Genomic DNA, 24136 nt, shown 5'->3' on the forward strand with positions numbered 1-24136 from the left:
TTAGGCCGAAACGTCGACAACGCCGCAGTCTCCGGCTTCGGAGGCGAAAGCGAGCAGTTTGCCGGATTTGCTCCAGCTCATCGCCGTGATCGCACCCTTGCCGGGCCGGCGCAAGAGCGCCTCCTTGGCGTCACCGACGCGGACCGCCAGGATCATGCCGTCGATGAAGCCGATGGCGAGGATGTCTTCGGCCGGATGGAACTTCACGCAGGTCGCCATGATGTTGGCGCGGCTGCCGAGTTCGAGCGGTGCCTTGCCCATCGGGCCGTCCTTGCCCTGGAACGGCCAGACGATGGCGGCCGGTGCGCCTGACGATGCAAGCCACTTGCCCTTTGCCGACCATGACAAGGACTTCACCTTGGCGGGATAGCCGGTCATGCGCATGTGACGGGCTTCTGCACCCGGCTTGGCGTCCAGCTTCCAGCCGTGCAGGGCGTTTTCCTGCATGGTGGTTACGATGAACTGGCCGTCCGGCGAGAAGGTGACGGCGGTGTGGGCGCCCTTCCATTCCAGATTGACCGGCGGTGCGCTCATGCCGACCCAGTGCAGCGATACGCCGTTATAGCGGGCAGCGGCGATGCGCAGGCCCTTAGGTGCAAAGGCAATGCCTTCCACCGTGCGCTCCTCGGCGAATTCCTTCGTCGCACCGTCAGACAGGCGCACGACGGTGCTCTTGCCGTAGGAATAGGCGACCGAGCCCTGCGGCCCGGCAGCGACCTGGCTGATCCATTTGCGTGGCGCTTCGGCCAGCACCGTTACGGAGCCATCGGCTGCGATGCGCAGGACCTTGCCGTCTTCGCCGCCGGAAATCAGGCTCTCGCTATAGGGGTCGCGAATGCAGGTGAGCATGCCCTGGTGGGCTTCGGTGACCTTGTCCCCACCTTCCAGTCGATGGATAGCGCCGGCGGCGCTGGCGAAGAGGGGGGTGTCACCTAAAAATTCGACGGCCAGAACGTGGCCGTCGATATCAAGCGGAGCAACAGTCGGCATCAGGCAGACGCCTCGCAGGCTTTGAAGCTTGCTTCCAACTTTTCGCGGTCGAGTTCGCGACCGATGAAGACGAGGCGGCTTTCATGCTTCTCGCCATCCTTCCACGGACGCTGGTGGTCGCCCTCGATGATCATGTGAACGCCCTGAACGACATAGCGCTCCGGATCGTCCTTAAAGGCGATAATACCCTTGAGGCGCAGGATGTTGGGGCCTTGCGTCTGCGTGACCTTCTGGATCCAGGGGAAGAAGCGTTCGGCATTCATCTCGCCGCCGCGCAGCGAAACCGACTGTACGGTCACGTCATGGATCGGCGATGGAGCGTGGTGATGATGGTCGTGACCATGGTCATGATCATGATGGTGATGATCGTGGTCATGGTGGTGGTGGTGGTCATGATCGTGATCGTGATGGTCATGATCGCAATCCGGGCCGCAGACGTGATCGTCGTGGCCATGCTCGAGGAAGTGCGGGTCGTTCTCGAGCGCACGTTCCAGATTGAAGGCGCCCTGGTTCAGCACGCGGGCGAGATCGACGCCGGAGCGGGTCGTCTTGTAGACGCGGGCGGCCGGGTTGATCGCGCGGACGACATCCTCGATCTGGGCCAGCTCTTCCGGCGATACCAGGTCCGACTTGTTGATGACGACGACATCGGCAAAGGCGATCTGGTCTTCGGCCTCGCGGCTGTCCTTCAGGCGCAGCGGCAGGTGCTTGGCGTCGACGAGTGCGACGACGGCATCGAGCTCGGTCTTGGCGCGGACATCGTCGTCCATGAAGAAGGTCTGGGCGACGGGAACCGGATCGGCAAGGCCTGTGGTTTCGACGATGATGCCGTCAAAGCGGCCAGGGCGGCGCATCAGGCCTTCGACGACGCGGATGAGGTCGCCGCGAACGGTGCAGCAGACGCAGCCATTGTTCATTTCGTAGATTTCTTCGTCCGACTCGACGATGAGGTCGTTGTCGATGCCGATCTCGCCGAACTCGTTGACGATGACGGCGTATTTCTTGCCGTGATTTTCGGAGAGGATGCGATTGAGCAGCGTCGTCTTGCCGGCGCCGAGATAGCCGGTGAGAACGGTAACGGGAATGGGCTTTTGCGTGGCTGTTTCGGTCATGGGAGCCTCGAAATATGGAAGGTTGCCCCGGGGAGCAGACTTTGGTCGGGTTCCATATAAGGAGTTGGCGACCTCAGTTCAAAGGCTTTTATATGTTATAAGATCACATTGGGTTGCGGCGGCAGACTGGCAAAGAGATCATGTGAGGATCGACATGTCGAAACCGTCGACGTCTTCGAGCAGCTCGACAAGGCCCTTGACGGCATGTGCGATCAGTCTTTCGCCCTTTTCCGCTGTCGCCACACCGGCATTGCCGGTGACGCCGTGTTCGCTGAGGTCGGACATCTTCCAGCCGAAGGCATGGGGGCCGTAGGCGCGAAGGTGATTGAGGTCGCGGATGAAATCGGATTGGCGGGATGGAAAGTTTGCGGCTTTCGTCATCTCGACCTTCTCCGGGTGGAGGGCGAGCATGACGGAGGTCTCGATATCTCCGCCGTGAATGTCGATGGCCTTGTCATCGGGCGAGATCAGGCCGTCGGGCACGCCGAAGCGGGTCCAGCTGGTTGCGACCGCCAGCATGTTGAAGCGCACGCGCGCTTCCGTCGCGACGATTGTTATCAGCGGGGAGTTGCCGCCATGGGCATTCAGCATGACGAACTTGCGGATACCAAGGTTGCTCATGCTCTCGGCAGTTCCGAGCCAACGGTTGACGGCCTCGTCGAAGGACAGCGACCTGGAGCCGGCGACATCCATGTGCTCGATGGAATAGCCGATGGGCTCGGCAGGCAGAAAAGTGACCGGCAGATCGGCAGGCAAAGCAACCTTGAGGCGTGAGACGATGCCCTCGGCGATCAGCCTGTCCGTATCGAAGGGCAGATGAGGTCCGTGTTGCTCATAGGCGCCAAGTGGCAGCACTACGATCCATTTTGCCCGTTCTTCAGGGGGGAGTGTAGCATCATTGTCGTCGAAACATGGCAAAGGATGCGCCATCTGAGGGTGTGCCTCTTGTTTATGTCAATAACCTGCGCAATGTCATAGCGTGATGGCGCATCGGCGAAAAGGTCAACGGAATCACGATGGGTAAGAAGAACAAGGTCGGGAAGAAAAGTAAGTCAGGTAAGAAGAAGGATCACCGGGACTACACGCTTGCTGATCTGTCGCCGGCATTAACACAGGCGGCGCGTTCGATGCGAACGGTGATGACCCGCAACCTGACGGCAAGCGGTCTCTATGCCGGGCAGGACGGCGTCATTCTTGCGCTTTCGGCCAGCGACGGTCTTCCGGCCGGATCGTTGGCGCAGAAACTCGGCGTCAAGGCGCCGACGATGACGCGCACGATCGGGCGCATGGAGGCGCAAGGCTTTGTCGAACGGCGGCCGGATGCCGAAGATGCCCGCTTGACCAAGGTCTATCTCACCGAGGCGGGCCGCAACAGCGTCAGCGAGATTGAAAGCTCTGCCGCCAGCTGTGATGAACTCGCGACGCGCGGCTTCTCGGAAAAGGACATCCGCTCGCTCGTTCGTTTGCTCAAGGCGATCGAGAACAACCTCCAGGCGGGCGATGACGACGAGGACGATGAGGAAATCTGAAAATCCTCACGAATTCGAGTTGCGCGACGCGATTAAAGCTTTTAATTAAATATTTTAAATTCCGGAATCGTAAAACGAACGGAATAGGTTACGGCTGCTCACGGGGAGGGAGCGCGTGGCGCAAAAGATAAAGCTTTCGACGATCGCGGAAACGCTCGGCATTTCAACTGCAACCGTATCTCTGGCTCTGCGTGACAGTCCATTGGTCGCGGTCAACACGCGAGAGAAGATCAAGGACCAGGCGCGAGCGCTGGGTTACATCTACAATCGTCGCGCAGCGAGCCTCAGAACGTCGCGATCGGGCATCATCGGCGTCGTCGTTCACGACATCATGAACCCGTTCTACGGAGAAATCCTGAAGGCGATCGAAAGCGAACTCGACCGCAGCCGCCACACCTTCATCCTCTCCAATCATTATGATTCGGTCGAGAAGCAGCGAACGTTCATCGAGACTCTGCTGCAGCTCGGCGGCGACGGAGTCATCATGTCTCCGGCAATCGGCACACCGCCGGAAGATTTCGAGCTGGCGGAAGAAAACGGCATGCCGGCCATCCTCGTGGCGCGCCAGATCGAGGCGCTCGATCTGCCGACCTATCGCGGCGACGACAGCTACGGCATCTCGCTTGCCACCAATCACCTGATCAGCCTCGGCCATCGTTCCATCGCAATGATCGGTGGCACGGACCAGACCTCGACGGGGCGCGACCGCTATCAGGGCTATGTCAATGCGCTGCGCAAGGCTGGAATCGAAGTCGATTCCAATCTGCGCATTCCCGGAGCGCGCTCCAAGCAAGGCGGCTTCGAGGCGGCGGTGCACTTCCTGTCATTGCCGCAAAAGCCGACGGCGGCGGTCTGCTGGAACGATCTGGTCGCCATCGGGCTAATGAACGGCATTTCCCGCGCGGGCCTGGTACCGGGACGGGACATTTCAGTGACCGGCTATGACGACCTGGAAGAAGCCGCGATCGCAACGCCGGCACTGACCACGGTCTGGAACGGTCAGGCCGAGGTCGGAAGACTTGCCGCGCGAGCGCTTTTGGATAGGTTGGCAGGAAGCCATGAGCCGGATGGTATCCATCTCATCAAGCCGGAAATGCGCATCCGCCAGTCAACGGCGCCCTACAAGGCTCGCCTTTAGTCGCGCCCGTATCCAAAGAGGAAAGTTCCATGTCCGATAGCCGCGTCGCCATCCTCGTTCCGGGGAAGATACACCCGCGTGTTCTCGAAAGGCTCGGAAAGCAGTTCGACGTTGTTTCCGTCGAACGCGACGGGGGGCCGAATGTCGATGCCAAAACCGCGGCGCGGGTGCGCGGCGTTGCAGTCGGAGGTGGCTTCAGCGCCGCCTGGATCGATGCCTTTCCGAATCTTGAAGTCATCGCCAATTTCGGCGTCGGCTATGACGGCATCGATGTGAAGCACGCCGCTTCGAAGGGGATTGTCGTTACCAACACGCCCGACGTGCTGAACGACGAGGTTGCGGATACGGCGATTGCTCTCCTGCTGAACACGTTGCGGCAGTTTCCGAAGGCGGAAAGCTGGCTGCGCGAGGGGCGCTGGGTAAAGGATGGTGCCTTTCCGCTCTCTCCCTTCTCGATGAAGGGCCGCCGCGTCGGCATTTACGGGCTCGGCCGCATCGGGCTCGAAATTGCGAGGCGGCTCGAACCGTTCAAGGTGAAGATCGGCTATCACACCCGCTCGCCGCGCGACTCGCTGCCCTATGACTACTATCCGACGCTGAAGGAAATGGCGCAGTCGGTGGACACGCTGATTTCCATCGTGCCGAAAACAGCGGAGACCCATAAGGTCATCAATGCGGAAATCCTGTCGGCGCTCGGGCCGCAGGGCGTATTCATCAATGTCGGCCGTGGCTGGTCAGTCGATGATGACGCGCTGATCGCCGCTCTCGGCAATGGTACGCTGGGGGCTGCCGGCCTCGATGTCTTCTATGACGAACCCAATGTCCCTGCCGGTTATCTCTCGCTGTCGAATGTCTCGTTGCTGCCGCATGTGGCCTCCGCCTCGGTACCGACACGCGACGCCATGGCTGATCTCGTCGCCGACAACATCGTCGACTGGTTCGCCAAGGGCCAGCCGATAACGCCGGTGCCGGAAACGCCGGTCAAGCCGCGGGGCTGACCACGCGGCGCCCGCAAAGGAACAAAAATGCTTTATTGGGCGGCGGCGAGCCGCTCCTTGCTCGCTGCATAGTCGCGAACCGCGTCCCCGAAGGCGACGAACAGTTTGCGCGACGGCGAATCCGTTTCGGCCCAGTATTCCGGGTGCCATTGCACGCCGACGGCAAAGGCCCGGGCGCCGATAACGGAGACGGCTTCGATGGTGCCATCCTCGGCCAGAGCTTCGACCTGCAGTCTCGGCGCCGTTTCGGCAATCGCCTGGCGATGTAGCGAGTTTACCTTTACTTCGCCCGGACCGACAACGCGGGCGATGCAGGAACCTTCCTTGACGAAGACGCTCTGGCGGATCGAATACATCGTGTCGCGATCGACATTCTGCGGCTTGCGATGATCCCATATTCCCGGCTGATCCTGGATTTCGCTGGCAAGCGTGCCGCCAAGGGCGACGTTCAGCTCCTGAATGCCGCGGCAGATGGCGAGCATGGGAATCGCGCGCTCGATGGCGCGGCGGATAAGCGGCAGCGATGTCGCGTCGCGCGCCGGATCGAAGGGGCCATCGCTATCTTTTGCTTCTTTCCCATAGAGCGACGGATGCACATTGGTAGCCGAGCCGGAGACGAGCAAGCCGTCGACGCGATCCAGAATGGCGTCCGCATCGTTGTCGCTCTCAAGCGCAGGCACGATCAGGGCCATCAATCCCCCTGCCTTCACGGCGGCGTGGACATATTGTAGCTGTACCGCATGCCAGTTCGTTCCGTCGAACTCGCGGATATCGGCGGGAATGGCGATGATCGGTCTGGACATTCTAGGCTCCGGAAGATGCGACAGGGGCTATTTTCTCAGACCCCTGACCGACGAAGATGTCAATCCGAGGGCGAATTCTCATCGGCTCCAATCTACGTGAATATGGCTTCGGCGGCAACGTGAAGTGGTTTCCACGAGGCTTTGCCTTCATTCGTCACAAGGATGTACAGGAATCGCCATAATGCGATGCGAGAGCAAACTTGAAAGACTGTGTGCGGCGTGGTTAGTTCCATCGCTTGCGCCGGGTCGGGGAGCGCGCCGCTCTCCAGCAAAGCCGTCCGTATGGGAGAATTCGATGGATCGCCGTTCCTTCATAAGGCGGGCAGGAGCCGTTGGCGCAGGTGCTGCCGCCTCGGCACTTGCCAGTCCGGCCCTGGCTCAGGAATCGCCGAAGGTCACCTGGAAAATGACCTCGTCGTTCCCAAAGAGCCTGGATACGATCTATGGCGGAGCCGAGGATATCGCCTCCCATGTGTCCGATGCGACCAATGGCAATTTCATTATCCAGGTCTACGAGGCCGGCGAAATCGTGCCCAGCGCGCAGGCGGTCGATGCGGTGAGCGCCGGAACCGTCGATGCTGCGCATACGTGTTCCTATTATTTCGCGAACAAGGATCCGACCTATGCCATCGGCACGGCGCTACCGTTCGGTCTCAATGCCCGGCTGACCAATGCCTGGTTCTACCAGGGCAACGGCAACAAGCTGATGAACGAGTTTTATGCGACGCAGGGCATGTTGGGCCTTCCTGCCGGCAATACCGGCGCGCAGATGGGCGGTTGGTTCCGCAAGGAAATCAACACGCTCGACGATCTCAAGGGCTTGAAGATGCGCCTGGCCGGTCTTGCCGGAAAGGTGATGGAGAAGATCGGCGTTGCCCCGCAGCAGGATATTGCCGTGAACGATGTCTACGGCGCGTTGGACAAGGGCACCATCGATGCGGTCGAATGGGTTGGCCCCTATGACGACCTGAAGCTCGGGCTGCAGAAGATCGCGAAATACTATTATTACCCAGGATGGTGGGAAGGCGGCGCCGTAGTGCATGCCTTCTTCAACCTGGAAAAATGGAGCGCGTTGCCGAAGAACTATCAGGCCGTTCTTACCGACGCCTGCGCTTTTGCCAACACCAATATGCTGGCGAAATACGACGTGAAGAACCCGCAGGCCTTGAAGGAAATCGTCAAGCAGGGCGTGACGTTGCGGCCCTTTAGCCAGGAAATCATGGAGGCCTGCTTCCAGGCCGCGGGCACACTTTATGCCGAGCTTTCCAAATCCAACGATTCCTTCAAGCGTATCTATGAAGACCAGGTTGCTTACAAGAAGGACGCGTATTTGTGGATGCAGCTCTCGGAATACACGTTCGATACGTTCATGATGATCCAGCAGCGGGCAGGCAAGCTATAATCGACGTTGCATAAGTGTTTAATGATGTTTTGTTTTATTTATTAGTCACTTAAATATTAAGCTGCAGGCGGAACTCACTTGGTTCAGTTGCACGAATACGATGCGTGTCGTAACGTCAACTCAACCTAAGTTACCGGCATAATTGGAAAATCTGTCCAGATGCGTGCTATTTGGGCAATCAAATTTTAAAGTGTTTCACCTAGGGTGTCCGCCGCATCAGGGGAACTCTGAATGAAGCCTCCAAGCCCGGACACCGTACCGACGGATGTTTATCTGTCGTTCGTCAGTTCGCTTTTCGGAAACCGTAAAACATTGTTTACGGGCGTGGTCGTTCATATCCTGACGTATGTCATCGTCTTCATGAGCACGCGCGCGAGCATCTATCTCGTTCTCTGCCTGGCTTTTGCGGCTGTTTTCGCACTGCGGATGTATTCGTTCTGGCTCTTCGACGCCGCCGACAAGCACGGTTTCAAGCGCGCCGATATAGCGCATTGGGAAACCCGCTATGTCATCGGAGCGGCGGGAACCGCTTCCATTCTCGGTATCGGCAGCGGCTATGCCATCCTCATGGTGCAGGATCCGCTCGCGGAATTCATCTGCATCGCGGTGACGATGGCGTCGATGGTCTCGATCGTCGGCCGCAACTACGGCTCCCAGAAGGCGATCGATCTCCAGACCCTGGCCTGCTGTCTACCCATTATCATTGCTTGTCTGATGTCGGAGCAGCTCTACAAGGCTGTGGTGTCCATCATGCTCGTCCCGTTCGGATTGACGACGCGGGCGATGGCGAACGGCGTGCGCGAATTTCTCTACAAGAACGTCATTGCATCGCGCGAAATCTCGCAGATCGCCGACCGGTTCGATACCGCGCTCAACAATATGACGCATGGCCTGTTCATGCTCGATGCCCACAATCGCATCCTCGTGGTCAATCGCAAGGCATGCGAGCTCCTGAATTTCTCGCATCAAGAGCAACTCAAGGATTGCGAATTCGACGTCGTGCTGCGTTACGGCGCCCGTCATGCCTTCATCGACGGTTCGCTGCCGGGGCTTATTCAGCGGCAGATGGCGCAGCTTGTCAGCGGCACGCTTTCGCGCACCCTCATCCAGTTCAACGAGGATCAGTTCCTCGAGTTTTCGGCAAGTCGCCGCGCCGACGGCGTCGTCATCCTGATTTTCGAGGATGTGACCGTGCGCATCCGCGCGGAGCGCAAGATCCTGCACATGGTGCGCTACGACCCTCTGACGGGGTTGCCGAACCGTGAATATTTCGTCGAACTGGTCAAGGAAAAGCTCGCGGCGCGAACCGTCGAGAGCCAGGTCGGCATCCTCGTCCTCGACGTCGACGACTTTAAGCATGTCAACGACACCAAGGGCCATGTGACCGGCGATAGATTGCTGGTTGCCATCGCGGAGCGCCTGAAGGAGCTTGCCGGCACCACCGTGCTTCCCGCGCGGCTGGTGGGCGATCAATTCGTGCTGTTCTTCCCGAACGAGGACAATGCGCCCGACTTGGATTCTCGGGTGCGCGCGCTGCACGCCGCGATGACAGGCACCTACGATGTCGATGACAATAGCCTCCGGATCTCGTTCAGCGGCGGATACGTCACCATGTCGAGCCGCGAGTTCCGTCCGGAAGAGTGGCAGATCAAGGCCGACCTGGCGCTGTTCGATGCCAAGCTGCGCATGAAGGGCGGTTGCAGCGCCTTCGAACAGGAGATGGACGCGCGCTATGTCGAGCGACAGAAGCTGAAGGACGATCTGCGCGAGGCCGTGGAGACCGGCAAGCTTCTGGCCATGTACCAGCCGATGTTCACGCCGGACGGCTCCCGCATCGATTGCTGCGAGGCGCTGGCGCGCTGGGTCCACCCGGAAAAGGGCTCGATCCCGCCCAATATCTTCGTGCAGATCGCGGAAGAGATGGGCATCGTCGGCGGCATCACCCGCTTCATGATCAATCAGGCTTGCCGGGACTGTGTCTCATGGCCGGCGCCGATTGCCGTGTCCGTCAACCTCTCGGCGCACGACCTGCGCAGCAACGATATCGTCGATGTCGTGGTGCAAGCACTCGAGACATCGGGCCTCGAGCCGTCGCGGCTGCATCTCGAAGTGACGGAAAGCTGCCTGATGGACGAGATAGCGACCGTTCGTTCGATTCTGGCGGATCTGCGCGCCAAGGGCATCACGATTGCGATCGACGATTTCGGTACGGGCTTCTCAAGCCTGAGCTATCTCGATTCACTGCCGGTGGACGTCGTCAAGATTGATCGGTCCTTCGTCCGCGACATCACGACGGACAGCCGTCGTTTCAAACTTCTCTGCGGTATCGTCGATCTCTCCCGCGCCCTTAGCCTCCATATCGTGATCGAAGGCGTTGAAACGCTGGAGCAACTGGCACTGATCGTCGAGAAGGATCTGGCCGATATCATCCAGGGCTATGTGTTCTCCATGCCCGTGGCGCAGGAGCAGGTTGCCGGCATGGTGGACAGCCTCAGCCGGCGACAGTCGGGGTTGCGGCACGATCACGTCGCCTGACGCATCCGACAGAAGCGTCCTGGATCGTCTCTTCAAGACATATAGACGTGTTGAATAGCGGCCTTGTTTTGCTGCCAGGTTCGCTCGCGCAGATCATTCATTTCCTTTGAATCATCCAACAGACCTCTGCCCGTTTGACCCGGAGCAGATACGGATGTGATGCCACCCGCATCCTGTCCCCGGTCTCGCCAGGGTGAAGATTTGAACACTTTGCTGGGCTTAAGCCTATACCGGTATTCGTTAAGAAAATTAACCTTAATGAACGAATAGTTAATAAAATTTAAAACAAATATTGATCAAATTTTCCATTAATACGAATGATGGTCCGTTAACCATTACGGAACATTAACCATGACTAACATGAGTGCTTTGCAAAACAGCTTCGCGGGCAAGCTGATGGAGGTGCTCGATCACGTGGAATACCGCCGGATCGAAAGCAGCGAAGACATGGAGGATGTCGCGCGGCTACGCTACAAGGCCTACAAAGCGCGCTCCGTCCTGCCGGTGGCCGCTAAAAACCTGATCGATGACATCGACTTCGACGACCACGCCTATATTTTCGGGGTCTATTACTACGAAGAGCTGGTGAGCACGGTGCGAATACACCATGTCACGCCGGATCATCGGGTATGCCAGTCGACCGGCATCTTCCCCGACGAAATTCACGCTTTCCTCGATGCCGGCATGTCGCTGATCGACCCCGCCCGCTTTGCCGTCGATCCCGACCTCGAACTGGAATTGCCGGCGTTGCCTTATCTCACGTTGCGGCCAGCGATCGTCGGTGCCATCTATTTCGACACCGATCGAGTGATGCAGCATATTCGCCCGGCGCATGCGGCCTTCTACAAGCGTGTCTTCTATGCCGACACGGTTGTTCCGCCGCGCATGACCAAGACCTACGGCTTCGAGCTGACGCTGTTGGCATCGCGGTCGAAGGAGATTCGCGGGAAGTTGATGAAACGCTATCCGTTCTTCGATTCGGAGCCATACGAACGGCGCATGATGTTCTCACGCAGCAAGGATAATAGCTCACCTCCTCTGACCATCCTGCCGACGGCGCGGCTGGCAAGTGGCGGAAGGCGTGAAATTCACGGGCAATTCGGCTAGCCTGCGTACGGCTGCGACCTTCTCGTGCATTGCATTTCTTCTCGCTTTGTGTAACCCCTCGGTAGAGGAAATTTGGCTGCGGCATCGTCTTGCTTGGTGCCGCCGCTTTTGAGGACGAACTCCAACCCTTGGCGCATTATCGAGCCCATGGGTTGAGTGCATCGAGGGGAGATTTTTTGAATGGCCGAACATCATACTGGATCCGCCGAACTGGGTGCTCCGATGGACTACAAGGAGCACGAAAAGACCTACAATCTTTTCATTTCGGGCGCCAAGGTCGGATCCGCGATCATCGCGGCATTGCTGATTGCCATGGCGGCGGGCTTCTTCGGTCATGCCGGCTTCCTCGGCGGTATACTTATTTTCATCGTTCTTTCCATCGCCAGCATCGTCCTTCTGCGTTGACGCTTCCGCGCTGATCGACGCCGGGTCACAGGCCCGGGCCTTCCCGTAATTCTACAGGTTGACGCGCCATCGTATGCGATGCGCTGCCGTTTGATGCGAGGTGTTGTCGTTGGGCAATCTGGTTTTCGTGGCCAAGGAAAGCGTGGCGGAAGAGACGCGTGTCGCCGCTTCCGCCGAGAGCGTGAAGAAGATGAAGAACCTCGGCTTCGATGTCGTCATCGAAGCCGGCGCCGGCGCTTCGTCGCGCGTTCCGGATGCCGACTATGAAGCCGCCGGCGCCCGTGTCGGCACCGCCGAGGACGCGAAGGCGGCGGATGTCGTCCTCAAAGTCAGGCGACCGACAAGCGGGGAGATTTCCGGCTATAAGAGCGGCGCGATCGTCATCGCCATCATGGATCCCTACGGCAACGAGGCTGCTCTTGCCGAAATGGCGCGTGCCGGGCTGACGAGTTTCGCCATGGAACTGATGCCGCGCATAACGCGCGCGCAGTCGATGGACGTCCTGTCGTCGCAGGCCAACCTCGCCGGCTATCAGGCAGTGATCGAAGCTGCCGCGGTCTATGACCGGGCATTGCCGATGATGATGACGGCGGCGGGCACCGTGCCGGCGGCAAAGGTCTTCGTCATGGGTGCCGGCGTTGCCGGTTTGCAGGCCATTGCGACGGCCAGGCGCCTGGGCGCCCTGGTTTCGGGCACCGATGTTCGCCCCGCCGCCAAGGAACAGGTCGCCTCGCTCGGCGCGAAGTTCATTGCCGTGGAAGACGAGGAATTCAAGGCGGCTGAGACGGCTGGCGGCTACGCCAAGGAAATGTCTAAGGAGTATCAGGCCAAGCAGGCCGCCCTCGTCGCCGAACATATCGCCAAACAGGATATCGTCATTACCACGGCGCTGATCCCCGGTCGGCCCGCACCGCGGCTCGTCGGCCGCGAGATGCTGAAGGCGATGCGTCCCGGCGCCGTTGCCGTCGACCTTGCCGTCGAGCGTGGCGGCAATATCGAGGGTGCCGAATACGGCAAGGTCGCTGATGTCGAAGGCGTCAAGGTGATCGGATATCCGAACATGGCCGGAAGGATCCCGGCAAGTGCCTCGGCTCTCTATGCCAAGAACCTGGTCACCTTCCTGGAAACCATGGTCGACAAGGACAGCAAGAGCCTCGGATTGAACCGTGCCGACGAATTGATCAAGGCGACGATGCTGACCGATGGCGGCGAAGTCGTGCATCCGAATTTCGTCGATCCCGACCAGCCGACGGTCAAGAAGGGAGATCTCTGAGATGGCCAGCCAAGCAATGGACCAGGCACTTCAGCAATTGAATGATGCTGTCACCGCCGTCACGAACGCCGCCGCGCAGGCGCCGCAGGCCGCAAGCGCTGCAACGGGCGGAGCAATCGATCCCTTCGTTTTCCAGCTGGCAATCTTCGTGCTGGCGATTTTCGTCGGTTACTACGTGGTCTGGTCGGTAACGCCGGCCCTGCACACGCCGCTGATGGCGGTAACGAACGCCATCTCCTCGGTCATCGTCGTTGGTGCGCTGCTGGCTGTGGGCATTTCCGCGAGTGGTCTCGCCACCGGCTTCGGCTTCGTGGCGCTAGTCCTGGTCTCGGTCAACATCGTCGGTGGTTTCCTTGTCACCCAGCGCATGCTGGCGATGTACAAGAAGAAAGACAAGTGAGAGCGGCATGCTGAGCAATATCGCGGCTTTCCTCTATCTCGTCTCCGGCGTCCTGTTCATTCTGGCGCTGCGCGGGCTCTCCCATCCAGCAACCAGCCGGCGCGGCAATCTCTACGGCATGATCGGTATGGGCATTGCCATCGTCACCACGCTGGTGCTGGCAACGCCGTCGTTTGGTGGCTTCGTGCTCATCATTCTCGGTCTTGCCATCGGCGGCGGGGCAGGGGCCTATATCGCCCGCGTCATTCCGATGACGTCGATGCCGCAGCTCGTGGCCGGCTTCCATTCGCTTGTCGGTCTGGCAGCCGTTCTTGTTGCGGCTTCCGCGCTCTATACGCCGTCTTCCTTCGGCATCGGTGAAATCGGCCAGATCCACACGGAAGCCCGCATCGAAATGGCAATCGGCGTCGCCATCGGCGCGTTGACGTTCACCGGCTCGATCATCGCCTTCCTGAAGCTCGACGGGCGCATGTCCGGCAAGCCGATCATGCTGCCGAACCGGCACGTCATCAACGCCGCCCTGCTGATCCTGATTGTTTTCTTCATCACCAACCTTGCGATCAGCGAGAGCCATTTCGCCTTCTGGGCCGTCGTCCTTCTGTCGCTGGCGCTTGGTGTGCTGCTGATCGTGCCGATCGGCGGCGCGGACATGCCCGTCGTCGTGTCGATGCTGAATTCCTATTCCGGCTGGGCCGCCGCCGGCATCGGCTTTACGCTCGGCAATCTCGCGCTCATCATTACCGGCGCGCTTGTCGGATCCTCGGGTGCGATCCTGTCCTACATCATGTGCAAGGGCATGAACCGCTCCTTCGTTTCGGTTATTCTCGGTGGGTTTGGCGGCGAGACGGTATCGGGCGGGGCCGACAATTCCGACAAGATGGTAAAACTCGGCTCGGCCGAAGACGCGGCCTATCTGATGGCCAACGCCTCAAAGGTCATCATCGTGCCGGGTTACGGCATGGCGGTGGCGCAGGCTCAGCACGCGCTGCGCGAAATGGCCGACAGGCTGAAGGCGCATGGCGTCGAGGTGAAATATGCTATCCATCCCGTAGCCGGCCGCATGCCCGGGCATATGAACGTGTTGCTCGCCGAAGCCAACGTGCCCTATGACGAGGTCTTCGAACTCGAGGACATCAATTCGGAATTCGCTCAGGCCGATGTCGCCTACGTCATCGGCGCCAATGACGTGACGAATCCGGCTGCGCGAGACGACAAGACTTCGCCGATCTACGGCATGCCGATCCTCGATGTCGATAAGGCCAAGACCTGCCTCTTCGTGAAGCGTTCGCTCGGCTCCGGTTATGCCGGCATCGACAATACGCTGTTCTACAAGGACGGCACGATGATGCTCCTGGGCGACGCCAAGAAGGTGACCGAGGAAATCGTCAAGGCGATGAACGACTAAGCGTCGAAACGCGCGGAGCCCTCGATCGGGATTATCGCTCTGCGCGTCTCGTTCTTCAAAAAAGTCAGATCTATTTATGAGCTGCCGTCGATTTCGCGGTGTCTCGTTCGTCGTGTGCTATGTTCTAACCAATCAAGGAGACAGAACTCATGCGATTCATGATGCTGATGATTCCCGACGGCTACGCTTCTGCCGCGCCCGATGCCTTGCCCAGCCTGGAGGCGATCGAAGCGATGATGAAATATAATGAAGAGCTGAAGAAGGCCGGCGTGCTCCTGGCGCTCGAAGGGCTGCATCCTCCGGCTTCCGGCGCGCGGGTGAGCTTCAAGGGCGGAAAGCCTACCGTCGTCGATGGTCCCTTCGCCGAGGTCAAGGAGGTGCTGGGTGGCTATTGGATCATCGATGTGCGCTCGCGCGACGAGGCCATCGAGTGGGCGCGTCGTTGCCCCGCAGGAGAAAACGCCACCATCGAGGTTCGTCGCATTCAGGAGATGAGCGATTTCCCCGAGGATGTGCAGAAGGCGGCTGCAGGCTTCAGCGAGCTGAAGGGGTGACCACCTCCGGTGCCATCGAGGCGGTCTGGCGGATCGAGCAGCCAAAGCTCGCCGCCAGGCTGAACCGCTTGCTGCGAGACATCGGGCTCGCCGAGGAGATCGCGCAGGATGCCTTCGTGCTGGCCCTAGAACGCTGGCCCCAAGATGGTATCCCGCGCAACCCGGCGGCGTGGCTGACACAGGTTGCGAAGAACCGCGCGCTTGACCGGTTGCGTCGCACTACGCTGATCGACCGCAAGAATCGCGAATTCACGATCGATCTTGCCGAACTTGAGCGCGCGATGCCCGATATCGAGGCCCTGCTGGATGAAGATATCGATGACGACCTGCTGCGGTTGATCTTCACCGCCTGCCATCCGGTATTGCCGCCCGAACAACGCGCGGCTCTAGCCCTGCGGCTGCTGGGCGGCCTCTCCACCCAGGAAATCGGTCATGCATTTCTGTTGCCCGAGGCCACCGTTGCCCAACGCATCGTTCGCGCCAAGAGGACGCTGCGCGAGGCTGGTCTTGAGTTCGAGACGCCACGCGGCGAGGAGCGAAGGGAGCGTCTCGCGGCCGTGCTGGAAGTGGTCTACCTCATCTTCAATGAGGGATATGTCGCGACGCAAGGGCCGCATTGGTTGCGGGACGATTTGTGCGGCGAGGCATTGCGCCTCGGGCGATCGCTGGCGGCACTGATGTCCAACGAGCCGGAGGTGCTGGGGCTGCTCGCGCTTATGGAGTTGCAGGCTTCGCGCTTCGCGGCCCGGACCGACGACGCGGGCAATCCGATCCTGCTGCTCGATCAGGACCGCAGTCGGTGGAACTGGTCGCTCATCCGCAGTGGCCTCGATCATCTGAGCCGTGCGTTGCTCCTCACACCAATGCCCGGTCCATATCTACTGCAGGCGATGATCGCGGCATGTCATTCCCGGGCCACGACCGCCGCCGAAACCGACTGGATCGCCATCGCCGCCTATTACCAGGCGTTGGCTCTGGCCGCCCCGTCGCCGATCGTCGAGCTTAACCGAGCGGTCGCCGTCGGCATGGCGTTCGGAGCCGCGCAAGGGCTTGTCATCGTCGATGCATTGAAAGACGAGCCGCGCCTGAGGGAGTCACATTTGCTACCGACCGTGCGCGGCGATCTTTTGGAGAAACTCGGACGAACCGCGGAGGCTCGCGTCGAGTTTCACCGCGCCGCCGAGATGACGGGAAACAGCAAGGAGCGCGCGGTGCTGCTTGCGCGCGCCGAAGCAACCGTCGCCCAGACATAGGCGTCAGCTACGTTCGCGTTCCATCATGCTGCGCGGGGAGAGCAGCGTCCAGACGAGACCGGTTGGGCGGAAGTCTATGTCCACATTGCCTCCGAAGGCGGCGGCGGCATGGACCTTGGTGACGGTGGTGCCAAAGCCGGCTTCGGTTGGCTGCTTGACCTCGGGGCCGCCACTTTCGCTCCAGACGAAGCGGATCATCGGCCCGTTTTCACCGATCTCATTTGCCCATTCGATTTTGATCTTGCCTTCGGGTGCGGAAAGCGCACCGTATTTCACCGAATTGGTTGCCAGCTCGTGCAGGACGAGTCCGAGATTCTGAACGGCCTCGGGCTTCAGCAGGAAATCGTTGCCTTGCACGTCGAGCTGCTGCGGCGCCTGCAGAAAGGTCGCGAGATGGATGTCGATCACTCGCCGCAGCGAGACGCCGGACCATTGTTCGCTGGTCAGCACTTCTATCGAACGGGCGAGCCCTTCCAATCGGTCTGCGACCGCTCGCTGGAACGTGTCGACGCTGTCCGTCTGCCGCGCGAGTTGGCGTGTCATCGCCTGGGCGAGCGCCAGCAGGTTCTTGGTGCGGTGCACGAGTTCGTGCATGACGAAATGGAGCCGATCTTCCGTGACGCTGCGGTCGAAAGAGGCGTTGGAGAGTGCGACTGCCACCTGGTTGGCTTCGACAACGCTGGTGTCGATCGGAGCGACAATCTCGCCGCGGCCCATGCGATCGGCCATGTCGGCGATGCTCTGTATGGTGATGCGCACCTGCCTTGCCAGTGCGTAGACGGCAATCAGCGCGATCAGCAGCAGCGTGACACCGCCATAGATGAGAAAGCGCCAGGTGCTCATCAGAGAAGACTGCGCCGAGGCGATCGGCCCCCAGACCACTGCCTTCCATGACCAGCCGGAGATCTGCGCGTAGCCAAGCAGAGAGCGTGGCAGGACCTTCTCATCCTGATAGACGCCGCTGGATGCAATCAGCTTCGACAGGATCTCCTTGTTGAAAGCATCGCCCGGTGCATGGATCGTCGGGCCGCTGGCCGCGACGACATGGCCGGACTTGTCGATGACAGCAGCCGACCAACCCGGCGGCAACGCCTCCGTCGTCACGAGTTTGGCAAGGTCGTTGGCATCCTGGGTGATAGCCAGGGCGGCGCCGGCCGGGGAATGCTCGAGCGGCAAAGTGACGTTGTATACCCAACGTCGTGCGGTTGAGGCCACGAAGACATCGGAGGTCTCGATGCGTCCGGAATCCAGCGCCGATTGCAGCGCGGGCATATTGCCCGTCTTACCGAGCGCCTTGCCGAGAGGCCAGCGGGTATTCAACCGAATCTGGCCGTCCTTTTCCATGAGCAGCACGAAGAGCGAATCGGTTCGCAAAACCGTCTCCGTCCGGGCGAAGAAGGTAGCGATGTCATTGGTTTCCAGCTCCGGCGAAGAGGAAAGCAGCCGCAGCGTGGTTGCCATGTCCTGCAATTGCCGGTCGATAACGCGCGCCAGACCTTGAGCTGCTTGGACAGTATCGCCCTTCAGGGCGTCGCGTTCATTGTCTTCGAGCTGGACGAGGAGTAGAGCGACAAAGGCCAGGATAGGCAAAGCGATCGCCAAGGCGATGGCGATCAGATAGGCTCCAATCGACGCTTTTGGGAAGTGCGGCTTCCTCATGGAGCGATCAGCAGGTCAGATCTCCGGATCTATCGACCACGCTGGCAGAAGCGGAAATAATGGTTCTGGTCATCATGCCAAGCGCCCCCATGCTTAGACCCGAGCTACATGCTCTTTAGGCACCCATGTTAGGGCCCCGTAAATTACCTTGCAACATCTGAAAAGTCATTGCTGCGAAATCATAAGCGATCCCCGATATTTACGACCATAGCGATTTGTTTCGGCCGCCTCGACAACCGCGATGTCCGTCTGATCAAGCAAAGCGAGAAAGGCGGAACGCGGAAAGCTGCGGCAAACTCGCACCATCAAGCATCTCCTCGGCGGCAAGCAGCCCGACTAAAGGCGCCAGCGTCACCCCGGAATGGAGAACCGCCAGATAAAGGCCGGGTTGAGCATCGACGCTTCCGAGGATGGGCAGGCCGTCCTTCGGTGTCGGGCGGTAGCCGACCGTGTGAAAATCCAGCGCCAGCGCCTCGCCACCCTTCAGTGCCGCCTTGACCTTGCCGAACAGCTCGTCGGCTGCCCCTTCCGGATCGCCGGCGGGATCGGTGCCGCCGAAATCGCTGCCCGCGATGATGCGTCCCTCCACCGTCTGACGCATGTGCAACTCAGGCGCCATGACGAGGCCGTTCAGCAGTTTTGGTGCAGGGCGGGAATGAACGATCAGGCCTGGCGGTGCTTCCAGCGGGAGGTCGATGCCGGCGGATGCTGCAAGCGCCACCGTTCCGGCGCCGGCGGCGAGGACGACATGATCCGCTTGGAAGATCCCCTGGCTGGTTTCGACGCCGGTGACGCGGCCATTCTCCGTCAACAGGCGTCTGACCTCGATATCAGACAATAGCCTTGCCCCCCGATTCCCTGCGTCTTTCAGCAGAATCTCGGCGGCGGCAACCGGCTCGACGGCACCCTCTTCGGCGACATGCAGCGCATATTCCGGCGGCTCCGCAAGGTTCGGCTCGATCATTGCGCTGGCGGTCTGATTAACCGGCTGGAGGCCATAGCCCCAGCCGTGATGTTGCGCTGCGTAGGCGTCCAGTTCGGCCTCGGGGAGATCCCAGCACAATCCACCGCACCAACGGAGCGGCAGATCGGGCAGCTCTCTTGCAAGCCGCGACCATTCGGCCATCGAACGACGACGGAAGTGGAAGTAGAATTCCGGGTTGCCCCAGCTCGCATTGATCCAGGCGAAAGAATTCGGGGTCGCAACGCCGCCGACCTTTTCGGCAACCACCGTGACATCTGCGCCTTTACGCTGAAGATGCCAGGCGATCGAGGCGCCGATGATTCCGGCGCCGATGACGATGATTTTCTGGGCTGAGGGCATGTCGCTGTCTCGTTCGGATGGGAGACTTGAAGACTATGCGTTCATCGGAGCAAAGAAAAGCCGCCGGGCGAAGCATCGCCGGCGGCTGAACATGTCATCAGGATGCGGGTTCCTATCAGGCCCCGCCGCCCACGCGAGCCAGACCGTCTCTGGCCGGCTGATAATTGGGATCGAGATTGACCGCGTGCTGGTAAGAGCGGCGGGCTTTCGCCTTGTCGCCCTTGCGCTCGTAGACGAAAGCCTGATTTGCCCAGGATTCGGCGACCTTGTTGTTCAGGTCGATCGCATGATTGAAATCCGCGAAGGCGTTGTCGTCGTCATTCTGCGCGAGATAGGAAATGCCGCGGCTGTTGTAGGGTTCGGGCGAGTTCGGCGACAACGAGATCGCCTTCGAGAAATCGTCGATCGCCTTGTCCTGCTGATTGCGCTTCTGGAAGATCACGCCGCGGCCGTTATAGGCGCGGCCATCCGTCGTTCCGAGGCTGATGGCCTTGGAATAATCGTTGAAGGCATCGTTGTCGCGGCCAGCCTGGCGATAGAGATTGCCGCGGCCGATATAGGCGACATCGTAACTGCCGTTGATCTGCAGCGCCGCATTGTAGTCCGCTATTGCTTCCGGCAGCTTGCCCATGTTGCGGTAGATGAGCGCGCGATTGGCATAGGCCTGGTAGAATTTCGGATTGAGCTGGATCGCCTGATTGAAGTCGCCGAGAGCACGGTTGAAATCCCCGCCGCGGCCATACGCCGTGCCGCGAACGTTGTAGCCTTCCGGATCCTGCGGATTGGCACTGATGACCGAAGTCAGTGAAGCGATATTTTCCGAGGAGCCTTGTGCCTTGTCGATGCGGATGACGCTATCGGTGGAGGCCGTCTGGCAGCCGGAAAGGCTGATTGCAGCAAGAATCGCCAAAACTGGCAGGGCCGCGACTTGCTTCGAAACTCGGGAGGAGAAGTTCGAAGTGCGGTACTTTTCGAAAGTCGTCATTGCCATTATCGGGTTCGCTTTCCCCATGCGTCATATCAGGCTGTTCTGATTTAATCCGATTTGCGCAGAGAATAAATCAAAAAGGCGGCGGCGAACGACTCGCCCCCGCCACACATGCATCTGAAAACGTCGAAAAAACGGCGATTACTTGGCAACAAGGCCTTCGCGCTGAGCGCGCTTGCGAGCAAGCTTGCGAACGCGACGAACAGCTTCAGCCTTTTCGCGAGCACGCTTCTGCGACGGCTTTTCGTAATAGTCGCGCATCTTCATTTCGCGGAAAATACCTTCGCGCTGCATCTTCTTCTTGAGAGCGCGGAGAGCCTGGTCGACATTGTTATCGCGGACAAGTACCTGCACGAGAATCACGTTCCTTTGGTTTGGTTGATGCCAACGGCGACGGCAGCGCCTGGAGGCAAAAATATAACGTTCGCGCAGCCGTAGCCTTGCGATTGGTTAGGCGAGATAGCAGATCGGTTTGTCAAAGTCTAGCCAGATCGTGAGTTTGCAGAGGAAAAAGCGGTTTGTCGAGCATTGAATTGGCCTGATTATGCTGTTCCCACCATAGGGTGTAGGCTTGAACCTGCGCGTCTTTTGGAAGCGGCGCGCTTGCTTGAAACGTCAGCATGTCGGCTCTCATTCGCAATGAGGCGGCAGCCTGATTCCACGGTTGGCGAATGCGGAGGGGGAGCACGCTATGGATTCACGCCATCTAGCAGGAGATAGGAAAGGGTTCATGGCGCTGATGCTCACTGCGATGCTTGTCGGCGTCGTTCTGGCGTCAATGCTCTTGCCGGCCGCGGCCGGCGAGGTACGCTTCGGCAAGAATGTCCGGGTCGGTGGCCACGATTTTTCGAACCAGACTTTCGACAGAAAACACCGTGCTAAAATCTATCTCTACAACCTGAAGCCGCACAGAGAAGGATGCGTCTGGCGCAAGGATGGTCATGGCGGTCGGGTGAAGGTTTGCCACCTCCAGCGCAAGTAGGGGGAACTATGAGTGATCAGATCGTGCCGACGAGCGTTCGGTATTACGAGCGCCTCACATATGCCGGGATGGCGGTGATTTTTATGAATCAGGTCGTGAACTGGGATAAGGCGGGGGCCAAGCATTTTTCCGAAGCGCCGCTTGCCTATGTAGTTGTACAGGTCGCGTTTCTTTGCGTCCAAATCTTCTGGGTTTGGCTGGTTGTTCGCAGGCGGCTGAACTGGGCGCGCTGGGCGACGCTTGGCGCGCAATTCGTGATGATGTTCATCATTGGTTGTGGCTTCGGCATGCTCGTCGATAGGGGCCACGCCGACGGAACCGTTTTGGAACTCGTTTTCTTAATTCTGGCGACTTCGTCTTATCTGCTTGCGGCGTGTCTTCTTTTTACGCGTGACGCAATACCATGGTTTGTTCCTCAGAGGGTTGAATGCAGCCATGCGGATGCCAACACCTCGAATGGTTCGGCTCATTCTTTTTAGCCGTGTCGAAAGCCGGTCCTGAATGCGTCGCAAAAGAGCCGTTGTGTCGGTTTCTGATTTGCGATTTGTATGATCCACAGAATGGCGTCTTGCCTGAAGGAGTTGAGGGCGAATGCGTAAATACTCGGTTTTTGCCGTGGCACGGGAAGCGATGCGGGCTCACAAGGGCTGGGAGGCTCAATGGACCTCGCCGGAGCCGCGCAAGGAGTATGACGTCATCATCGTCGGCGCCGGCGGTCATGGCTTGGGCGCGGCCTACTATCTCGCCAAGGAGCATGGCATCACCAATGTCGCGGTGATCGAGAAGGGCTGGCTCGGCGGCGGCAATACCGGCCGCAACACGACCATCATCCGCTCGAACTATCTCTATGAAGAGAGCATGCACATCTACGAGCATTCGATGAAGCTCTGGGAGGGGCTGTCTCAGGATCTCAATTACAATGTCATGTACTCGCCGCGCGGCGTGATGATGCTGTCGCACAATGTGCATGACCAGCAGTCCTTCAAGCGGCATATTCATGCCAACCGCCTCTATGGCATCGACAATGAATGGCTGACGCCGGAACAGGCGAAAGCCTATTGTCCGCCGCTCGATATTTCGAAGACGGCGCGCTATCCGATCAACGGGGCTGCCCTGCAGCGTCGCGGCGGCACGGCGCGACACGATGCGGTTGCGTGGGGCTTTGCCCGCGCGGCTTCCGACCGCGGCGTCCACATCATCCAGAATTGCGAAGTGACCGGCATTCGCCGCGGGCCGGATGGCCGTGTGACCGGTGTCGACACCAGCAAGGGTTTCATCGGCGCCAAGAAGATTGGTGTTTCGGCTGCCGGCCATACGACTGTCGTCATGCAGATGGCAGGCGTACGCGTGCCGCTGCAATCGAGCCCGCTGCAGGCGCTCGTGTCCGAACCGCTGAAGCCGATATTCCCCTGCGTCGTCATGTCGAACACGGTGCATGCTTATATCTCGCAGTCCGACAAGGGCGAGCTCGTCATCGGCGCCGGCACGGACCAGTATAATTCCTACAGCCAGACCGGCGGTTTGCAGATCATCACCCATACGCTGGATGCGATCTGCGAGCTCTTCCCGATGTTCCGCCGCGTGAAGATGATGCGCTCCTGGGGCGGTATCGTCGACAACACGCCGGACCGTTCGGCGATCCAGTCGAAGACGCCGGTGCCGGGCCTTTACGTCAATTGCGGCTGGGGCACGGGTGGCTTCAAGGCGACGCCGGGTTCGGCCAATCTCTTCGCACATCTTATCGCTCGCGACGAGCCGCATCGGTTCAATGCCGGACTTAATCTGGATCGCTTCCGCACCGGTCGTCTGATCGATGAAGCGGCAGCCGCTGCTGTGGCGCACTGATGCCGACGGCGGTCGGGATTGTTCTTACGGTCGGCCTTTCATTGCCGGCAGGAGCGGTTGTGACCGAAGTCAACGATCTCTTTCCAGGGGCCGAGGATGTTCGCATGCAGGTGATCCACAAAGCAAAGGACGAGGCGGACTGGCCGTTCACGGCCGAAAGCGGCGTGCTTGCCTGCGTCAAGGTGCTGAAAAAGCCGACGGTCTATTTCGTGCCTGAGCAGACGCCTGAGGCAAAGAGAGCATTTGCGATCGACACGGATCTTTTGGGCATGAGCCTGGTCAATCTGGGAATGACCAACGTACTCAAACCCTACGGATCGTTGGAGACGCTGCTGAAGCGCATAACACCATTTGTCACCATGGGACGGCGGCTCTGCGCCCAGCCTCCCGGCACAAGCCTTTCGGGCACCGAGCTTTAACACAGGTAGAAAACG

Annotated in this window: 25 protein-coding genes; 16 read left to right on the plus strand and 9 right to left on the minus strand. The window is 59.6% G+C overall.

Annotated elements, in window-relative coordinates; translation table 11 throughout:
- The 3 genes from ACIQJ2_RS22000 to ACIQJ2_RS22010 form a co-directional block, all read right to left on the minus strand.
- Window positions 1-990, minus strand: coding sequence for a WD40 repeat domain-containing protein (locus ACIQJ2_RS22000; protein ID WP_199144036.1), 990 nt, complete (start codon window positions 988-990; stop codon window positions 1-3).
- Window positions 990-2102, minus strand: coding sequence for a CobW family GTP-binding protein (locus ACIQJ2_RS22005; RefSeq protein WP_400672054.1), 1113 nt, complete (start codon window positions 2100-2102; stop codon window positions 990-992). Before ACIQJ2_RS22005 ends, ACIQJ2_RS22000 begins: the two co-directional genes overlap by 1 nt.
- Window positions 2103-2240: 138 nt before the next feature.
- Window positions 2241-3032 carry a creatininase family protein gene (locus tag ACIQJ2_RS22010; protein WP_199144040.1) on the minus strand — a complete coding sequence of 264 codons (792 nt, stop codon included), beginning with the start codon at window positions 3030-3032 and terminating at the stop codon, window positions 2241-2243.
- A gap of 86 nt (window positions 3033-3118) precedes the next feature.
- Here ACIQJ2_RS22010 and ACIQJ2_RS22015 point away from each other — a divergent pair, with 86 nt between their 5' ends.
- The 3 genes from ACIQJ2_RS22015 to ACIQJ2_RS22025 all read left to right on the plus strand — a co-directional run bounded on the left by ACIQJ2_RS22015 (window position 3119) and on the right by ACIQJ2_RS22025 (window position 5767).
- Window positions 3119-3631: a MarR family winged helix-turn-helix transcriptional regulator gene (locus tag ACIQJ2_RS22015; RefSeq protein ID WP_199144042.1), complete on the plus strand. Its 513-nt coding sequence runs from the start codon at window positions 3119-3121 to the stop codon at window positions 3629-3631.
- Window positions 3632-3746: 115 nt separating this feature from the next.
- Window positions 3747-4769, plus strand: coding sequence for a LacI family DNA-binding transcriptional regulator (locus ACIQJ2_RS22020; protein WP_199144044.1), 1023 nt, complete (start codon window positions 3747-3749; stop codon window positions 4767-4769).
- A 29-nt stretch (window positions 4770-4798) separates the two neighbouring features.
- The gene (locus ACIQJ2_RS22025; RefSeq protein ID WP_400672051.1) at window positions 4799-5767 is read left to right on the plus strand and encodes a 2-hydroxyacid dehydrogenase; all 969 of its coding nucleotides are present in this window, start codon (window positions 4799-4801) and stop codon (window positions 5765-5767) included.
- Window positions 5768-5799: 32 nt separating this feature from the next.
- Here the strand turns inward: ACIQJ2_RS22025 and ACIQJ2_RS22030 are convergent, their stop codons facing one another.
- A complete protein-coding gene (locus ACIQJ2_RS22030) occupies window positions 5800-6570 on the minus strand; it encodes a gamma-glutamyl-gamma-aminobutyrate hydrolase family protein (protein ID WP_400672048.1) in 771 nt (256 codons plus the stop codon).
- 295 nt (window positions 6571-6865) lie between these two features.
- Between ACIQJ2_RS22030 and ACIQJ2_RS22035 the strand changes: the two genes are divergently transcribed.
- The 9 genes from ACIQJ2_RS22035 to ACIQJ2_RS22075 all read left to right on the plus strand — a co-directional run bounded on the left by ACIQJ2_RS22035 (window position 6866) and on the right by ACIQJ2_RS22075 (window position 16904).
- The gene (locus ACIQJ2_RS22035; RefSeq protein WP_400672046.1) at window positions 6866-7972 is read left to right on the plus strand and encodes a TRAP transporter substrate-binding protein; all 1107 of its coding nucleotides are present in this window, start codon (window positions 6866-6868) and stop codon (window positions 7970-7972) included.
- A gap of 231 nt (window positions 7973-8203) precedes the next feature.
- A complete protein-coding gene (locus ACIQJ2_RS22040) occupies window positions 8204-10507 on the plus strand; it encodes a putative bifunctional diguanylate cyclase/phosphodiesterase (RefSeq protein WP_400672044.1) in 2304 nt (767 codons plus the stop codon).
- A gap of 351 nt (window positions 10508-10858) precedes the next feature.
- Complete coding sequence (locus ACIQJ2_RS22045; protein WP_400672041.1) at window positions 10859-11614, plus strand: N-acyl amino acid synthase FeeM domain-containing protein; 756 nt, start codon at window positions 10859-10861, stop codon at window positions 11612-11614.
- A gap of 180 nt (window positions 11615-11794) precedes the next feature.
- A complete protein-coding gene (locus ACIQJ2_RS22050) occupies window positions 11795-12019 on the plus strand; it encodes an aa3-type cytochrome c oxidase subunit IV (RefSeq protein WP_400672039.1) in 225 nt (74 codons plus the stop codon).
- A gap of 109 nt (window positions 12020-12128) precedes the next feature.
- Complete coding sequence (locus ACIQJ2_RS22055; protein ID WP_400672037.1) at window positions 12129-13292, plus strand: Re/Si-specific NAD(P)(+) transhydrogenase subunit alpha; 1164 nt, start codon at window positions 12129-12131, stop codon at window positions 13290-13292.
- 1 nt (window position 13293) lies between these two features.
- Window positions 13294-13692 carry a proton-translocating transhydrogenase family protein gene (locus ACIQJ2_RS22060; protein WP_400672035.1) on the plus strand — a complete coding sequence of 133 codons (399 nt, stop codon included), beginning with the start codon at window positions 13294-13296 and terminating at the stop codon, window positions 13690-13692.
- Window positions 13693-13702: 10 nt separating this feature from the next.
- Complete coding sequence (locus tag ACIQJ2_RS22065) at window positions 13703-15097, plus strand: NAD(P)(+) transhydrogenase (Re/Si-specific) subunit beta (RefSeq protein WP_400672199.1); 1395 nt, start codon at window positions 13703-13705, stop codon at window positions 15095-15097.
- 149 nt (window positions 15098-15246) lie between these two features.
- Window positions 15247-15651 carry a YciI family protein gene (locus ACIQJ2_RS22070; protein ID WP_199144060.1) on the plus strand — a complete coding sequence of 135 codons (405 nt, stop codon included), beginning with the start codon at window positions 15247-15249 and terminating at the stop codon, window positions 15649-15651.
- On the plus strand, window positions 15648-16904 hold the full coding sequence (locus ACIQJ2_RS22075) for an RNA polymerase sigma factor (RefSeq protein WP_400672033.1): 1257 nt from the start codon (window positions 15648-15650) through the stop codon (window positions 16902-16904). The genes ACIQJ2_RS22070 and ACIQJ2_RS22075 overlap by 4 nt, the downstream gene beginning before the upstream one ends.
- Before the next feature lie 3 nt (window positions 16905-16907).
- On the opposite strand, the gene ACIQJ2_RS22080 is transcribed toward ACIQJ2_RS22075, so the two are convergent.
- The 5 genes from ACIQJ2_RS22080 to ACIQJ2_RS22100 form a co-directional block, all read right to left on the minus strand.
- Entirely contained in the window at window positions 16908-18563 is a 1656-nt protein-coding gene (locus ACIQJ2_RS22080; protein ID WP_199144064.1) for a sensor histidine kinase, read from the minus strand.
- 253 nt (window positions 18564-18816) lie between these two features.
- The gene (locus ACIQJ2_RS22085; protein ID WP_400672031.1) at window positions 18817-19887 is read right to left on the minus strand and encodes an NAD(P)/FAD-dependent oxidoreductase; all 1071 of its coding nucleotides are present in this window, start codon (window positions 19885-19887) and stop codon (window positions 18817-18819) included.
- A gap of 115 nt (window positions 19888-20002) precedes the next feature.
- Entirely contained in the window at window positions 20003-20878 is an 876-nt protein-coding gene (locus ACIQJ2_RS22090; protein ID WP_199144067.1) for a tetratricopeptide repeat protein, read from the minus strand.
- 138 nt (window positions 20879-21016) lie between these two features.
- Entirely contained in the window at window positions 21017-21229 is a 213-nt protein-coding gene (gene rpsU, locus ACIQJ2_RS22095; RefSeq protein ID WP_004117638.1) for a 30S ribosomal protein S21, read from the minus strand.
- 121 nt (window positions 21230-21350) lie between these two features.
- Window positions 21351-21497 carry a hypothetical protein gene (locus ACIQJ2_RS22100; RefSeq protein WP_400672028.1) on the minus strand — a complete coding sequence of 49 codons (147 nt, stop codon included), beginning with the start codon at window positions 21495-21497 and terminating at the stop codon, window positions 21351-21353.
- A gap of 108 nt (window positions 21498-21605) precedes the next feature.
- Here ACIQJ2_RS22100 and ACIQJ2_RS22105 point away from each other — a divergent pair, with 108 nt between their 5' ends.
- The 4 genes from ACIQJ2_RS22105 to ACIQJ2_RS22120 all read left to right on the plus strand — a co-directional run bounded on the left by ACIQJ2_RS22105 (window position 21606) and on the right by ACIQJ2_RS22120 (window position 24121).
- On the plus strand, window positions 21606-21857 hold the full coding sequence (locus ACIQJ2_RS22105; protein ID WP_400672026.1) for a hypothetical protein: 252 nt from the start codon (window positions 21606-21608) through the stop codon (window positions 21855-21857).
- Window positions 21858-21865: 8 nt separating this feature from the next.
- Window positions 21866-22336, plus strand: coding sequence for a hypothetical protein (locus tag ACIQJ2_RS22110; protein ID WP_400672025.1), 471 nt, complete (start codon window positions 21866-21868; stop codon window positions 22334-22336).
- 112 nt (window positions 22337-22448) lie between these two features.
- The gene (locus ACIQJ2_RS22115; RefSeq protein WP_400672022.1) at window positions 22449-23702 is read left to right on the plus strand and encodes a sarcosine oxidase subunit beta family protein; all 1254 of its coding nucleotides are present in this window, start codon (window positions 22449-22451) and stop codon (window positions 23700-23702) included.
- Window positions 23702-24121, plus strand: coding sequence for a hypothetical protein (locus ACIQJ2_RS22120; RefSeq protein ID WP_400672020.1), 420 nt, complete (start codon window positions 23702-23704; stop codon window positions 24119-24121). Before ACIQJ2_RS22115 ends, ACIQJ2_RS22120 begins: the two co-directional genes overlap by 1 nt.
- The last annotated feature ends 15 nt before the right edge of the window (window positions 24122-24136 follow it).

Origin of the sequence: Rhizobium sp. NPDC092011 (genome assembly GCF_044756305.1) — a bacterium.
GTDB lineage: Bacteria > Pseudomonadota > Alphaproteobacteria > Rhizobiales > Rhizobiaceae > Rhizobium.